Source organism: Streptomyces sp. ADMS (genome assembly GCF_033441795.1).
Classification (GTDB): domain Bacteria; phylum Actinomycetota; class Actinomycetes; order Streptomycetales; family Streptomycetaceae; genus Streptomyces.
In genome coordinates this window covers 1-13,972 of the sequence record NZ_JAVFVX010000151.1, presented here as the reverse complement: position 1 = coordinate 13,972, position 13,972 = coordinate 1, and the positions used below count along the sequence as shown (strand labels likewise).

The window sequence follows — 13,972 nt, the reverse complement described above, 5'->3', positions numbered from 1 at the left end:
GCGACCCCTTGACCCCCAGTCAAGTGCGCTACCAAGCTGCGCCACGTCCCGGTGCCGTCTGACCTGGGGTTTCCCCTGGCCGAACGCGCATGGAAACAATACCGCACTCGGGTCGATGGTCGCGCACTCCTTTATTGGCCCGGCATTCCCAGCCCCGGGTGGGCGTCCACCAGCCGGGGCGGGGCCGCCTGACGCCAGGAGTCGGCGAGGATGTCGCGCAGCTCGTCCTCGTCCTCCAGCGCGGCCAGGCGCACTCTCACCCAGGCGAACCCCGCCTCGTGGTCGGCGATCCAGAACTTGTCCGGCTCCGCCAGAACCAGTTCGTCGCGCTCCACCTTCGGACAGCGCACCGCGATGGAGGTCTCGTCCTCGGGCAGCGTGACGAACATCTTCTCCGCGACCCGGAACGTGGGCATGCCCCAGGCGAGCTTCTCCGTCGTGTCCGGCAGTGAGAGGGAGATACGGCGTACGTCTTCGGCTTCCGGCATGCAACGCACCGTAGCCAATGCCACTGACAATCACCCCAGGAGCCCGCCCCGCTGCCGGCTCGCCCGGGGGCGGAACCCGGAACCCTACGCCTGCGCGGCCGTGCCGAGCGCCTCCAGCACCGGACGGATCAGCGGATGGTCCTCCGCTCCCCTGCGTACGGCCGCGAAGACCCGCCGGGTGGGCGCCACCCCGTCGACCGGCCGCACGACCACCCCCGTCAGCTCCATGCCGCGCAGCGCCGAACGCGGTACGAGGGCCACGCCCGCGTCGGCCGAGGCGAGGGCCACCACCGCGCGGAAGTCGTCCGAGGAGTGTTCGAGTCTGGGCCGGAAACCGGCGTTCTCGCAGGCCAGGACGACCACCTCATGGCAGGGATTGCCGGGGTACGGACCGATCCAGGGGTCCTTCGCCAGTTCGGCGAGCGGCACCTCGTGGGCCTCGGCGAGGCGGTGGGTGACGGGGACGACCGCGTCGAAGGGCTCGGCATAGAGGGGGACGTGGGTGAGGCGGGGGTCGTCGGCGGGCGGCGCCCCCCGGTACTCGACGGCCACCGCGACGTCGACCTGCCGGTCGAGCACCATCGGCAGGCTGGCGTCGCCCTCGGCGTCCTGGACGCGGACCCTGATGCCGGGGGCGGTCCCGGCGAGGCGGGCCAGGGCGGGGGCGACGACCAGGGCGATGCCGGTCGCGAAGGCGGCGACGGTGACCGTGCCGGCGGCGCCCGAGCCGTACGCGGCCAGCTCGGCCTCGGCCCGCTCCAGCTGGGCGAGGACCACGTTGGTGTGCGCGAGCAGGATCTCGCCGGCCGGGGTCAGCCGTACGCCCCTGGCACCGCGCTCGACGAGGCGGTGGCCGGTCTCCTGCTCCAGGGCCGTGAGCTGCTGGGATACGGCTGAGGGGGTGAGGTACAGCGCGGCGGCAGCCGCCGTCACCGTACGGTGGTCGGCCACCGCACGCAGGATGTGGAGCCGCCGCGCTTCGATCACTCGATCGATTATCCAATATGCCCAGGACGGTCCCGTCAGCCCTCCAGCTCCGCCCGCGCCGCGACGAAGGCGTCCACGGCCCGGTCCACCTCCTCGGTGGAGTGCGCGGCCGACAGCTGGACACGGATGCGTGCCCGGCCGTGCGGCACGACCGGGTACGAGAAACCGATCACGTACACACCGCGCTCCAGCAGCAGTTCCGCCATCCGGCCGGCCGTCGCGGCGTCACCGATCATCACGGGCGCGATGGCGTGGTCGCCGGGGAGGATGTCGAAGCCCTCCTCGGTCATCCGGCGGCGGAACAGGGCGGTGTTCTCGGCGAGCCGGACGCGCAGGTCGTCCGCCGACTCCAGCAGGTCGAGCACCTTCAGCGAGGCGGCGGCGATCACCGGGGCAAGCGTGTTCGAGAACAGATACGGCCGGGAACGCTGCCGCAGAAGGGCGACGATCTCGGCGCGAGCGGCCACATAGCCGCCGGAGGCGCCGCCCAGCGCCTTGCCCAGCGTGCCGCTGACTATGTCCACGCGGTCCATGACGCCGTGCAGCTCGGGGGTGCCCCGGCCGCCGGGGCCGACGAAACCGACGGCGTGCGAGTCGTCGACCATGACCATCGCGCCGTGGCGGTCGGCGAGGTCGCAGATCTCGCGCAGCGGGGCCACGTAACCGTCCATGGAGAACACGCCGTCGGTGACGATCAGCTTCCGCCGGGCACCCGCGGCCTCCTTCAGCTGCCGCTCCAGATCAGCCATGTCGCGATTGGCGTATCGCAGGCGGCGGGCCTTGGACAGGCGGATGCCGTCGATGATCGAGGCGTGGTTGAGGGCGTCGGAGATCACCGCGTCCTCGGCGTCGAGGAGGGTCTCGAAGACGCCTCCGTTGGCGTCGAAGCAGGAGGAGTAGAGGATCGTGTCCTCCTGGCCGAGGAAGGCCGAGAGCCGGGCCTCCAACTCCTTGTGCACCTCCTGCGTACCGCAGATGAAACGCACGGACGCCATGCCGTAGCCCCAGCGGTCGAGTGCCTCGTGGGCGGCGGTGATCACCTCGGGGTGGTCGGCGAGGCCGAGGTAGTTGTTGGCGCAGAAGTTGAGGACCTCGCCGGTGCGGCCGCCCGCGGTGACGGCGACGGTCGCGGACTGGGGGCTGCCGATGACGCGCTCGGGCTTGTGCAGACCGGCGGCGCGGATCTCGTCGAGGGTGGCGCGCAGGTCGTCGCGGACGGAGTCGAACATGACAGAAGCTCCTGAGGATATGAGGGAGTTACGTGTTCCAGTCGAGGATGACCTTGCCGCCCCGGCCGCTCGCCGCGTCCGCGAACGCGGCCTCGTGGTCGCGGTGGTCGTACCGGCCGGTGATGACCGGGGCGAGGTCGAGGCCGCCTTCCAGCAGCACCGACATCGCGTACCAGGTCTCGAACATCTCACGGCCGTAGATGCCCTTGATGGTGATCATCGAGGTGACGATCCGCGCCCAGTCGACCGGGAACTCCTCGGCCGGCAGGCCGAGCATCGCGATGCGTCCGCCGTGCGTCATGTTGGCGATCATGTCGCGCAGCGCCTCGGGACGGCCGGACATCTCCAGGCCGATGTCGAAGCCCTCGCGCAGTCCGAGGGTGCGCTGACCGTCGGCGATGCTCGCGCCGGAGACGTTCAGCGCCAGACTCGCGCCGATCTTGCGCGCAAGATCGAGCCGTTCCTCGCTGACGTCGGTGACGACGACGTTCCGCGCCCCCGCGTGCCGGGCCACCGCCGCCGCCATCAGCCCGATCGGGCCGGCTCCGGTGATCAGGACGTCCTCGCCCACCAGTGGGAAGGTCAGGGCGGTGTGCACGGCGTTGCCGAACGGGTCGAAGATCGCCGCCACGTCGAGGTCGACGGGCACGCGGTGCACCCACACGTTGGCGGCGGGCAGCGCCACGTACTCGGCGAAGGCCCCGTCCCGGCCGACACCGAGCCCCACCGTGGCCCGGCAGAGGTGACGGCGCCCGGCGAGGCAGTTGCGGCACCGGCCGCACACCAGGTGCCCCTCGCCGCTGACCCGGTCGCCGGCAGCGACATCGGTGACATCGCGTCCGGTCCCGACGACCTCGCCGACGAACTCGTGCCCGACCACGAGCGGCGTACGGATCGCCTGCCTCGCCCAGCCGTCCCAGGCCCGGATGTGCAGGTCGGTGCCGCAGATCCCGGTTCTGAGCACCTTGATCAGTACGTCACCGGGGCCGACGGCCGGTTCCGGTACGTCCGCGAGCCACAGCCCGGGCTCCGCCTTCTCCTTGACCAGCGCCTTCAACGCAGCGGCTCCTGTGGGTAGTTCCCGGGGCCGGGCACGCCGAAGCAGCCCGTACCGGGGAGAGGGGTGAACGTCGGCGGCAGGACCGACGAGAACGCGAGGACACGAGAACGAGATCGCGAGACCGCGAGACGAAATCTGCCGTACGGCGGCTCCCCGGTCCATCGAGGTTTTCTTAAGCTCCGCCGCAGTTCACCTTCACACCGGACGGCGACTGGCATATCCCGATTGGCCGGATGGACCACAACGGCCGCCACCTGTTGATCCGACCGGAACCATCAGCCGTATCCCTCCTGAGAGGCCGCGCGAACCCACAGGTGAACCGGCAGCAGCGCCCCGCCGGGGCCCGTCGAAGGAGTCAGGAACCCGTCATGCCCGCACCGCACTTGGCGCTTCCGCCCAACGACCGGGTCCTGTCGCTGTTCACCGGCTGGACCCGGGCGCACTGGGAGGCGCTCGCCGACCGGCAGCTGGAGGCGCTGGTCCCCTATGCGACGCCAGGTCTCGCGCAGTACCGGCTGCCGGGCCGCAACTCCTCCGCGGGCGTGGTGTCGGACGGACTCGAGGGTTTCGCACGGTCGTTCCTGCTGGCCTCCTTCCGGATCGCGGGAGCGACGGGCGAGGTGGATCCCCGTCTCATGGAGCGCTACGCGCAGGGTCTGACAGCGGGCACGGACCGTGACAGCGGCGAGGCCTGGCCCGAACTCACCGACTGTTCCCAGCCGATGACCGAGGCCGCCTCGATCGCCATCGGGCTGCACGAGACCCGTCCGTGGATCTGGGACCGGCTCGACGTGGATGTGCAGGAGCGGATCATCGACTGGCTGTGGGGTTTCGTGGGCCGCCGTACCCGGGACGACAGCGGTCGGCTGTGCCAGGTGGTCGCCGAGCAGTTCCTGGCGTCGGTGGGGGCGCCGCACCGCCAGGAGGACATCGACAACGGCCTCGACCGGATCGACGACTGGTATGTCGGCGGGGGCTGGTACAGCGACGGCGACGGCCGTACGTTCGACTACCACATCGGCTGGGCCATGCACCTGTATCCCCTGCTGTGGTGCCGGATGACGGGCGGCGAGGACGGCGGACGCGGCCGGGTCCACCGGCGCCGGCTCGCCCAGTTCCTCGCCGCCTACCCCCACTTCTTCGGGGCGGACGGCGCTGCCGTCCACCAGGGCCGCTCCCTGACGTACCGTTTCGCCGCCACCGCTCCCGTCTGGCTGGGCGCGCTGGCCGAGTGCACTCCCCTGGCTCCGGGGCTGACCCGGCGGCTGGCCTCGGGCGCGGTGGCGCACTTCGTGGAGCGCGGAGTGCCCGACAAGCGCGGGCTGCTGCCGCTGGGCTGGTACGGCACGTTTCTGCCGGCGACCCAGGCGCACTCGGGTCCCGGGTCACCGTACTGGTCGAGCATGGCCTTCCTGGGCCTGCTGCTGCCCCCGGAGCATCCGGTGTGGACGGCACGCGAACGTGCGCTGCCCGTCGAGGAGTCGGACCAGTACACGGCGCTGCCGGGACCGGGCTGGCTGCTGCACGGCACCCGGCACGACGGCATCGTGCGTCTCGTCAACCACGGCAGCGACCACAATCCGATGGAGGGACCCGCCGCCGACGATCCGCACTACGCCAAGTTCGGCTACTCGACGGCCACCGCGCCGGAGTCGGGCTCGGTTGCCTGGCAGCGGAACGTGGACGGCCACCTGGCGCTCCTCGCCCCCGACGGCACGGCGTCACGTCGGCGCAGAATCCTTCCGCTGCACTGCTCGGGGCGAGTGGCGGCCTCCCGGTACGAAGCCGAACTCCCGGGCCTCGAAGGGGAGTTCCGGGTCGAGTCGACGAGCGTGCTGCACGGCTCCTGGGAGATCCGCGTGCACCGTGTACAGGCGCCGGCCGGCGCCGCGGTCCGGGAGGGCGGCTACGCGGTGGCCGACACCGCCCTGCCCGAGGCCGAGCGGGGTGACGGCTGGGCCCTGACCCGCACCGGCTCCGGGCTGACCAGTGTGGTCGTCGCGCTGCACGGCTGGGACGAGGCCACGGGTGTGGCACGCGAGGTCGACGCGAACGCCTTCGGCCCGCACTCCGCGACGCCGTACCTCCAGCGCGCGGCCGAATCGCCGGGCGCGAGCAGGCTGTTCGTGACCCTGGTGGCGCTGACCCGGGACGCGGTGCATCCGCAGGCCCTGCGCGAGGCGGTGGAGTGCGCGGTGACGGAGGAGGGCCGCGTGCTGATCATGTTCCCGGACGGCGAGACGGTGTCCGTGTGACGGAGACCCACCCCCTCGGACACACTCCCTCGGACCTGACTCCTCGGACATGCCCCTCAACCAAGGCACTCCCCCGGAGCGAGCTGTCCGGCGAGTTCCGCCGCCATCGCCTTGATGGTCTCCAGCCCCGCCTTCCCCCAGGGGCGCGGCCCGAGGTCGGCGGCGCACACCGTGCCCAGCGCCATGCCCGTGCTGTCGATGAGCGGCGCGCCCAGGTACGAGCGGATGCCGAACTCGTCGACGACCGGGTTGCCCGCGAACCGCGGATAGTCACGGACGTCCTCCAGGACGAGCGCCTTGCGCCGGACCACCACATGCGGGCAGAACCCGTGGTCGCGCGGCAGCTGGCGGCCCACGCACGGCTTCTCCTCGTCGGAGTCGGCGCCGGCCTCGTCACGGGTATCGGTGCCGGCCTCGCCCGGGACATGGAGCCCGGCGAAGAACTGCCGCTCCTCACCGATGAAGTTGACCATCGCGTAGGGCGTCCCGACCAGCTCCGCGAGGCGGTCCGCGAAGGCGTCCAGGGCCGGCTCGGGCCGCTCCCCGAGGCCCAGGCCACGCAGTCGCAGGGTGCGGGCGGGAGCCTCCCTGTCCTCGGGAGTCAGCAGCAGACGACCGGCCGGGCGTGGCGGGTCGTAGCTCATGGGCGGGCTCCCTCACTGTGGGCACTGGGTGCGGGCGCGGGCGCGTGGGCCAGCAGATGGCGTACGAGGGTGAGCAGGGTCTGCACCCCAGAGCTGGAGATACGGGCGTCACAGCGCACGATCGGAATCTCGGGGTCGAGGTCGATGGCGGCGCGCACCTCCTCGGGGTCGTAACGGAACGAGCCGTCGAACTCGTTGATCGCGACGATGAAACCGAGGCCGCGCTGCTCGAAGAAGTCGACGGCCGCGAAACAGTCCTCCAGGCGCCGGGTGTCGGCGAGGATCACCGCGCCGAGTGCGCCCTCGGAGAGTTCGTCCCACATGAACCAGAACCGCTCCTGTCCGGGTGTACCGAACAGATAGAGGACGTGTTGCGGGTCCAGGGTGATGCGGCCGAAGTCCATGGCCACGGTGGTCTCGACCTTGTTCTCGATGCCTTCGAGACTGTCGGTCGAGGCACTCACCGTGGTGAGCAGTTCCTCCGTGCTGAGCGGCGCGATCTCGCTCACCGCGCCGACCAGGGTCGTCTTGCCGACTCCGAACCCTCCCGCCACCAGAATCTTCAATGCGGTGGGGAAGGGATCAGAGCTGTCGTCGTAGTCCATCGAGCACTGCCTCCAGAAGAGACCGGTCAGTGGGGTTGTGGTAGAACTCGGGCGGTTTCGTCGTGAGAGCCCCGCAGTCGACGAGGTCGGACAGCAACACCTTGGTGACCGCCGCCGGCAGCTTCAGATGGGCGGCCATCTCGGCGACCGAGACGGGCACCCGGCACAGGTCGATCGCCTGCGCGTACTCGGGGCCGAGGTAGCCGAGAGGGGTGGCCCCTGTGGCCATCACCTGGGACATGAGGTCGAGGGCGGTGGTCGGCCGGGTCCGGCCGTTGCTGACGGTATAGGGGCGCACGAGGCGTCCGGCCGCGTCGTCGAGCCAGGGCCCGTCGCCGGCCGCCGTCACGCTCAAGGCCTCAACGCCGAAGGTTCGACGGCGGACTGCCGAGGCGCGGTCATCAGGTACGGGCGGACGCTCTTGACCAGCATCGCCATCTCGTAACCCAGTACCGCGGCGTCGGCCTCACGGCCGGCCAGTACGGCGAGACAGGTGCCGGAGCCCGCGGTGGTGACGAACAGCAGGGTCGAGTCGAGTTCGACGACGACCTGCCGGACCTCACCGCCGTCCCCGAACCGGACACCCGCGCTGCGTCCGAGGGAGTACAGGCCGGAGGCCAGGGCGGCCATGTGGTCGGCGCTGTCCGGGTCGAGGCCGTGGACGGACTTGACGAGTCCGTCGCAGGACAGGAGTACCGCGCTCGTGGTGTGCGGTACGCGCTGGACGAGGCCGCTCATCAGCCAGTCGAGATCGGATACATGGCCGGTCGGCACATCGCTCGCCATGGTGGATCGACTCCTTGGGGTACGAAGGTCTGCGGGAGCGCTGGGGGTGGGGGCAGGGATGGTGCTGCGGAGGGTGGTCATCCGGCCGGTGCGCTCCCGTCGTGCCGGGCAGTGAGGTCCAGGTCGTGTCCGGGGGCGCGCAGTCGGTGCGCCTCGGCTATGGGTGACGGGTCCGGGGACGGTACGTCCGTGGAGGACGTGGTGGCGTCGGCGCGGCCCGCCTCCGTGGCCGGCGGGCGGATGCCCGGTCCGGTCGGCCGCTCGGCGACACGCTCCATGGACACCGGTTCCAGGGGCGCCGCCTCCGAAGCGGCCGTCTCCCCGGTGTACGTGGGCTCCGCGTACACCGGTTCCGGGGTCGCCGGCAGCCTGGGGGGAGTCACCGCGCGCACCGACTCCCCGTAATTGGCCTCGTACTCCCGTTCCATCGCCGCCAGGGCCGGATCCGTGTAGTCCGACTCCAGTTGGCGTGCCTCGGCGAGCCCGATGCCGCGTTGGAAGGCGGCCATGAGGCCGGGGTCGTGTTCGACGACGTGTTCGCTCTCCGGGCGGGGAGCTGCCGGGCCGCCCCGCAGTTGCGGTGCGATGTGTTCCTGGGCGCGTCTGCGGGGCAGTTGAGGCTTGCCCATGGTGCCCCTCACGGCGCCCGTTCGGGGGGTGGGCGGCGCGGTGACGTTGTCCGCGACGGTCCGCCGGTCGCCGGGACGGATGCCGGGCATCGCCTCCGCGGGGTTGGGCCGCTCCGCGTGGGCCCCGCGTACGGGCAGCGGTGCCGGGCCCCGGCCGTTCGACTCCGGCGCGGCGGGCCGGGGCGCTTCCGGCCGCCGCCGTGTCGAACCGCCGGGGCGCGTGCCGGAACCGGGCATCGTGGGTCCGGGTGTTGCGGGTGTCGGCGGCCTTTTCTCGTGGCCGACGGCCGACGGACGCTGCCGGGGAGGTTCGGCCACCCGCCGCATGCCCCCGGTGTCCTGGATCCGGGCCGGGGCCTGGGGCCGTGCCGGCGCCTGGGGTCGCGGCTGCGGTACGCCCCCGGGTGCGCCCGGCAGCGTATCCAGGCCCAGCAGCCCCTGCGGCACGACGAGTACGGCCTGCACGCCACCGTAGATGTTGGTCTGGAGGCGGACATGGATGCCGTGGCGGCGGGCCAGCTGCGAGACCACGAAGAGGCCGATGCGACCGTCCTGGAGCAGGCTGGCGACGTTGACCTGGTCGGGGTCGGTGAGCAGCGCGTTCATCTTCTGCTGTTCGCCCACGGGCATGCCGAGGCCCCGGTCCTCGACCTCGACGGCCAGCCCCGAGGTGACGAGGTTGGCGCGCAGCAGCACCTGGGTGTGCGGGGCGGAGAACACCGTGGCGTTCTCGACGAGTTCGGCGAGCAGGTGGATGACGTCGGCGACAGCGTGTCCCCGCAGGGTGCCGTCGATCGGGGGGACGAGCTTGACCCGCGAGTACTGCTCGACCTCCGCGATGGCCGAGCGGAGCACCTCCGTCATGGAGACCGGGTTGCTCCACTGGCGACGGGAGACCGCGCCGCCGAGCACGGCGAGGTTCTCGGCGTGCCGGCGGATACGGGTGGCGAGGTGGTCGACGTGGAAGAGGCCCTTGAGCAGGTCGGGGTCCTCGATCTCGTGTTCCAGCTCGTCGAGGATGGAGATCTCGCGGTGCACCAGCGACTGAAGGCGCCGGGCGAGGTTGACGAAGACCTCGACCTTCTGTTCGCTGCCCGCCTGGCTGGAGAGCTGCGAGGCCTGGACGACCGCGGTGACGGCGCCGTCGTGGGCACGGGCGAGGTCGGCGCCGAGGAGTTCGAAGTCGTCGGCGTCGGCCGCGGGGACAGCGCGCGCCTGACGGACCGGCGGTGCGTCGCCACGCCGCAGCGCCTCGACCAGGGCGCGCAGGTCCGTCTCGCTGCGGGCGCTGGAGCGACGCAGGGCGCCGAGGCGTTCGTGCACGGATCTGGCGGCACGGTCGGCGGCCACCAGGGCGATCACCATGCCCCCGAGAGCCACCCCGACCGCGCCGGCGAGTACGGCGAACAGAGCGAGCGTGGGCCGCACCCCGGTGGAGCGGACGAGGAACAGGACGGCCGCGCAGGCGCTGAGGGCGACCGCGAGCGGCGGCAGCACGGCGAGCCGCATGAGCTGGGGCCGTATGTGGGTCTCGGGCAGTGAGGGGACGGCACGGGCGACCGGCCGACCGTGCCGACCGCCCTCACGGCGGTCTGCGCGGGGGGCCGGTGCGCGGAGGTGAGACATCTTCGTCCTCGTACTGGTGCGTCGGGACCTGGGAAGCGCGCGTCTGCGCGACTCGGGCGTGCGCCATCGCGGTGCCGGACGAGCGCCGAAGAAAACGGCCCTGTGTCGCCCGACGGCCACTCACAGTAGTCGGCAACGCATCATGTGCGGTGAGCCGTTGACAAACCGCCCCGGACACAGTCCCGCTCTGGTATGAGACCTCGCACGGCAGACCGATAAGCCCTTCGGATATACGTTCGCCCACCCAGTCGAATCGATCAGAGCTGGTCAGAACCAGTCGCATGCGAACGGCGGGGGCCGGGGAGACATCTGCTCCCTGGCCCTCGCCGTCCGTACGGTTGTCCGTCTGTCGTCCGTTTTCGCCCGCCGCCGTCAGCCCGCGGGAACCACCCTGGGCTGACCGCTGCCGTCGGCAGCACCCCCCTGAATGTCACCGGCCGTGTCGGTCCGGGCGTCGTCCACATCAGCCGTACGAGTGACATCGGCCGTACGAGAGGTGTCGGCCGCCACGTCGGCGCCGGCCGAAGGCCACCCGCCCTCCGGGGTCAGGGCCACGTCCCGCCACCAGGGCGCCGAGGGAACCGTCCCGGCGGCGGGTTCGAACGGCTCGCCCGGGTGCGGCAGCGCGATCCGCGCGTGCGCCTTGCGGGCGGCCTCGATCGTGCCCTCGGCGGGGTCCGACCACGCGTGCGCCGCGAGGTTGAAGGTGCCCCAGTGGATCGGCAGCATCAGACCGGCGGACGCCCCGCCCTGGAGGTCGAGGTGGGCACGTATGCCCTCCTCCGGGGTCATCCGTGCCGTACTCCTGGGTCCAAGGCCTTCCAGGCTCACAACCGGACTCACAAGGACTGCCCCGGACTCGCCCTCTGAAGGCAGGGTTCACAGCCCTTGCTGGTCAAGGATGGTCATCAGCTTGCGCCTGCGCTTCAGTTCTGCACGCAGAACAGCGAGGTACGCGGCGAACGCGTCCTCGGTGCCCAGCGCCCGGTGGCAGCCGCGGGCACCCGACAGCAGCCGCGCCAGCCGCTCGTAAACGCGGTCGCCGGTTGGCTCCTTCAGCGGCTCGACCAGCCGCAGATACACCGCGAGCGCGTCGGCGGGGCGCGCCTCGCACGAGAGGTCGGCGAGCTGCTGCCACTGCCGGTCGTCGGCGCGGTCAGCCGCCTCGCGCCAGGCGGCGTCCAGGTCGCCGTCGTCGAGCAGCGCGTCGATCAGCACGGGCCCGGCGTACCAGCCGCCGCGCTCCCGGCGGGCGTCGTCGCGCAGGACGGCCAGCGCCGCCTCACGCTCGGTCTCCCAGCAGTCCGCGGCCCGGGCGGCGGCACGCAGGTGCTGGTAGGCGGCGAGGGAGCGCTCCGCCCGGAACCGGCCCCGGCGGACCGTGACCGTCTCGGCCATCCGGCCCGCCCGCGTGTAGCGGTCACATACGTAGTCCACCAGGCGGCTGTCTACATGCGCCTCGGTGGCGGTCTCCCGCAGCCCGCGCTCCGCCCACGCCAGCGCCTCGTCCGCGCGGCCCGCCGCCTCCAGTTCCTCGGCGATGCGCAGATGCGTGACGCCGGACGGCACCAGGTCCTTCGCGTACAGGGCGACCAGCGCGTCCACGTCGCCCTCCGCCTTGACCAGGCGCTCCATCAGGTACCGCTCCGCCCAGCCGCGCGGGCTGCGCCGCCGCGCCTCGGCTGCCAGCTGCCGCATACGGGCCAGCCCGGCCGGCCCCAGCACGTGGGCATAGTCGAGCGGATCCAGGTCCGTCGCGTCGTTCCGGTCGCCGAGTACCTGGCTGACCAGCCACTCGGCCAGCCGCTCCGGGTCGGGGCACGCAACTCCGCATGCTTCCAGATGGGCCCCGGCCACCGCGGCGACGGCCTGCCCGACCACACCGTCGGAGTCGTCGACCTCCTCGTACGCCTGCCCGAGCGCCCGGATCGCCTCCTCGGCCAGGCCCACCGCCCGCGCCGCCGACCCCCCGGAGGCCAGGGCACGCAGCGCGTCGGCCGCTTCCTCGACCTGCCGGGCGTACCCGGTGGCGTCCGCGTACTCGATGTATCCGTACCGGGCGAAGGGCCGCGGGTCGATCAGCACCAGGATCCGGTCACGGACCGCGTCTGTGTCCGAGTGTGCGGCCGCGGCCCGCAGCTCCAGCCGCCGACGCAACTCCCGGTCCTCCCCGATCTGTTCTCGCACCAGCGCGAGCAGTTCGTCACGGGACAGCGCCGTGAGCCACGCCTGCAAGCCGGAGGCCCGCGCCCGGGCGGCGGACCGCTGGCGCGGGATCGCCTCCGCCTGACGCAGCACGGTCAGTCCCACCGCCACGCAGTGCTTGCAGAAGTTGCCCTCCTGCCCGTACGGGCAGTCGCACCATCCGGAGATGCCGGTGTCCCCGCCGAGGCTGAGCTCCACCTCGTAGATGTCCGTGCCGTGCACCACGGCGGTGACCGAACCCTCCCCCACTTCCAGACCGGTCACTGCGTCCAGGTACCCCAGCCCCCGCTCGAAGGACCGGACCCCGGCCAGCGTCCGCAGGTCGTCCTCGCCGAATCCCACCACTGTCCGTGCCACACCGGTATTCAACCGCTCCCGCGGGGTGAGGGACGCCAGATCCGCTCCGCCGGCCTCACCGGAGCACCAGAGTGCTACAGGGTGGCACTCTGTAGCACCAGGCGGCTACCGTGAAGCCATGACCGCCCAGCCCGAGATCACCCAGCGCGATCTGCGCACCAGATCCAAAGAGATCATGGACGCCGTCCAAAGCGGCCAGTCCTTCACCGTCACCCGCGACGGTCACCGCATCGGCGAGCTGATCCCCCTGCGCCGCCGTCGGCGCTTCGTCCCGCGCGGCGAGTTCGCCGCCATGTCCCGCACCGCCTCCGACGTCTCCCTGGACGCCTTCCGCGCCGACCAGGACGCCACCGCCGAACAGGAGCAGGACGACCCCTATGGCCGGTGAGCATCAGCCCGTCGCGTACCAGCAAGGGCTCCTCGACACCAACATCATGATCCTGCGCAAGTGGATCGACCCCGGGGAGCTGCCCGCCGAGCTTGCCATCACCGCCGTCACCCTGGCCGAGCTCTCCGCGGGCCCCCACCAGGTGCGCGCCAACGCCGAGCAGAACGACTACGACGAACACGCCGAGCGCGCCCGCCGCACGGACATTCTCCAGCGCGCCGAGAACGAGTTCGACCCCATCCCCTTCGACGCGGAAGCCGCCCGCATCTACGGCCGCGTCTGCGCCGCCGTCATCAGCGCCGGCCGCCAACCTCGGCGCCGCATCGCCGACCTGATGATCGCCTCCATCGCCGTCGCGGAAGACCTGCCCCTGTTCACCACCAACCCGGACGACTTCAAGGGCCTGGACGACCTGCTCACCGTGGTCCCCGTCACCCGCCCGAAGGTGCTGCACGACCGGTAGGCCGCCACGGCACCAACCGCTCACGCCTTCCGTGAGCCGGAGTGGGCGGCATGCCAGGCCTCCCAGACCTCAGCACGGAGCCGCCCCCGGCACGGCACGTCCATGCCCCGCTCGCGGGCCCAGGCCCGTACCTCGGCCACACTCGCCCCCACAGCCAACCGGCCAATGCCGTTGCTTTAATGGGGCATGTACCCGACACCCCGCCACCACGGCTCGACCGGCAGCACCCCGGCCGGCTCGAACGGCTGAC

At 71.8% G+C, this 13,972-nt stretch carries 15 protein-coding genes; 3 read left to right on the top strand and 12 right to left on the bottom strand.

Annotated features, from left to right (window positions below; all coding sequences use genetic code 11):
* Window positions 1–131: 131 nt before the first annotated feature.
* From RB628_RS36440 to tdh, 4 genes are all read right to left on the bottom strand, one after another.
* Window positions 132–488 (bottom strand): MmcQ/YjbR family DNA-binding protein, encoded by a 357-nt coding sequence (locus RB628_RS36440; RefSeq protein WP_318324926.1) that lies wholly within the window; start codon window positions 486–488, stop codon window positions 132–134.
* An 84-nt stretch (window positions 489–572) separates the two neighbouring features.
* Window positions 573–1,475: a LysR family transcriptional regulator gene (locus RB628_RS36435; protein ID WP_318324925.1), complete on the bottom strand. Its 903-nt coding sequence runs from the start codon at window positions 1,473–1,475 to the stop codon at window positions 573–575.
* 35 nt (window positions 1,476–1,510) lie between these two features.
* A complete protein-coding gene (locus RB628_RS36430; protein ID WP_318324923.1) occupies window positions 1,511–2,704 on the bottom strand; it encodes a glycine C-acetyltransferase in 1,194 nt (397 codons plus the stop codon).
* A gap of 28 nt (window positions 2,705–2,732) precedes the next feature.
* Window positions 2,733–3,761 carry an L-threonine 3-dehydrogenase gene (gene tdh, locus RB628_RS36425; protein ID WP_318324922.1) on the bottom strand — a complete coding sequence of 343 codons (1,029 nt, stop codon included), beginning with the start codon at window positions 3,759–3,761 and terminating at the stop codon, window positions 2,733–2,735.
* Between the two features lie 371 nt (window positions 3,762–4,132).
* Between tdh and RB628_RS36420 the strand changes: the two genes are divergently transcribed.
* Window positions 4,133–6,019: a DUF2264 domain-containing protein gene (locus tag RB628_RS36420; RefSeq protein WP_318324921.1), complete on the top strand. Its 1,887-nt coding sequence runs from the start codon at window positions 4,133–4,135 to the stop codon at window positions 6,017–6,019.
* 56 nt (window positions 6,020–6,075) lie between these two features.
* Here RB628_RS36420 and RB628_RS36415 read toward each other — a convergent pair whose 3' ends face one another.
* From RB628_RS36415 to RB628_RS36385, 7 genes are all read right to left on the bottom strand, one after another.
* Window positions 6,076–6,663, bottom strand: coding sequence for a GAF domain-containing protein (locus RB628_RS36415; protein ID WP_318324920.1), 588 nt, complete (start codon window positions 6,661–6,663; stop codon window positions 6,076–6,078).
* Window positions 6,660–7,268, bottom strand: a complete 609-nt coding sequence (locus tag RB628_RS36410) for a GTP-binding protein (RefSeq protein ID WP_318324919.1) — start codon at window positions 7,266–7,268, stop codon at window positions 6,660–6,662. The genes RB628_RS36415 and RB628_RS36410 overlap by 4 nt, the downstream gene beginning before the upstream one ends.
* Window positions 7,246–7,617 carry a DUF742 domain-containing protein gene (locus RB628_RS36405; RefSeq protein WP_318324918.1) on the bottom strand — a complete coding sequence of 124 codons (372 nt, stop codon included), beginning with the start codon at window positions 7,615–7,617 and terminating at the stop codon, window positions 7,246–7,248. Before RB628_RS36405 ends, RB628_RS36410 begins: the two co-directional genes overlap by 23 nt.
* A 2-nt stretch (window positions 7,618–7,619) precedes the next feature.
* Window positions 7,620–8,054, bottom strand: coding sequence for a roadblock/LC7 domain-containing protein (locus tag RB628_RS36400; protein WP_318324917.1), 435 nt, complete (start codon window positions 8,052–8,054; stop codon window positions 7,620–7,622).
* A gap of 77 nt (window positions 8,055–8,131) precedes the next feature.
* Entirely contained in the window at window positions 8,132–10,309 is a 2,178-nt protein-coding gene (locus RB628_RS36395; RefSeq protein ID WP_318324916.1) for an ATP-binding protein, read from the bottom strand.
* 372 nt (window positions 10,310–10,681) lie between these two features.
* Window positions 10,682–11,101, bottom strand: a complete 420-nt coding sequence (locus tag RB628_RS36390) for a hypothetical protein (RefSeq protein ID WP_412180781.1) — start codon at window positions 11,099–11,101, stop codon at window positions 10,682–10,684.
* Window positions 11,102–11,188: 87 nt separating this feature from the next.
* A complete protein-coding gene (locus RB628_RS36385) occupies window positions 11,189–12,871 on the bottom strand; it encodes an SWIM zinc finger family protein (RefSeq protein ID WP_318324914.1) in 1,683 nt (560 codons plus the stop codon).
* A 118-nt stretch (window positions 12,872–12,989) separates the two neighbouring features.
* Here RB628_RS36385 and RB628_RS36380 point away from each other — a divergent pair, with 118 nt between their 5' ends.
* Together RB628_RS36380 and RB628_RS36375 are read left to right on the top strand one after the other, a co-directional pair.
* The gene (locus tag RB628_RS36380; protein WP_318324913.1) at window positions 12,990–13,259 is read left to right on the top strand and encodes a type II toxin-antitoxin system prevent-host-death family antitoxin; all 270 of its coding nucleotides are present in this window, start codon (window positions 12,990–12,992) and stop codon (window positions 13,257–13,259) included.
* A complete protein-coding gene (locus RB628_RS36375) occupies window positions 13,249–13,722 on the top strand; it encodes a type II toxin-antitoxin system VapC family toxin (RefSeq protein WP_318324912.1) in 474 nt (157 codons plus the stop codon). The genes RB628_RS36380 and RB628_RS36375 overlap by 11 nt, the downstream gene beginning before the upstream one ends.
* Before the next feature lie 20 nt (window positions 13,723–13,742).
* On the opposite strand, the gene RB628_RS36370 is transcribed toward RB628_RS36375, so the two are convergent.
* Window positions 13,743–13,862 (bottom strand): histone-like nucleoid-structuring protein Lsr2, encoded by a 120-nt coding sequence (locus RB628_RS36370; protein ID WP_318324911.1) that lies wholly within the window; start codon window positions 13,860–13,862, stop codon window positions 13,743–13,745.
* Between the last annotated feature and the right edge of the window lie 110 nt (window positions 13,863–13,972).

Coding starts and splice junctions, on each gene's coding strand:
- RB628_RS36430 (WP_318324923.1), bottom strand. CDS start 2,704: ATGTTCGACTCCGTCCGCGACGACCTGCGCGCCACCCTCGACGAGATC.
- RB628_RS36375 (WP_318324912.1), top strand. CDS start 13,249: ATGGCCGGTGAGCATCAGCCCGTCGCGTACCAGCAAGGGCTCCTCGAC.
- RB628_RS36400 (WP_318324917.1), bottom strand. CDS start 8,054: ATGGCGAGCGATGTGCCGACCGGCCATGTATCCGATCTCGACTGGCTG.
- RB628_RS36380 (WP_318324913.1), top strand. CDS start 12,990: ATGACCGCCCAGCCCGAGATCACCCAGCGCGATCTGCGCACCAGATCC.
- RB628_RS36415 (WP_318324920.1), bottom strand. CDS start 6,663: ATGAGCTACGACCCGCCACGCCCGGCCGGTCGTCTGCTGCTGACTCCC.
- RB628_RS36390 (WP_412180781.1), bottom strand. CDS start 11,101: ATGACCCCGGAGGAGGGCATACGTGCCCACCTCGACCTCCAGGGCGGG.
- RB628_RS36395 (WP_318324916.1), bottom strand. CDS start 10,309: ATGTCTCACCTCCGCGCACCGGCCCCCCGCGCAGACCGCCGTGAGGGC.
- RB628_RS36440 (WP_318324926.1), bottom strand. CDS start 488: ATGCCGGAAGCCGAAGACGTACGCCGTATCTCCCTCTCACTGCCGGAC.
- RB628_RS36420 (WP_318324921.1), top strand. CDS start 4,133: ATGCCCGCACCGCACTTGGCGCTTCCGCCCAACGACCGGGTCCTGTCG.
- RB628_RS36410 (WP_318324919.1), bottom strand. CDS start 7,268: ATGGACTACGACGACAGCTCTGATCCCTTCCCCACCGCATTGAAGATT.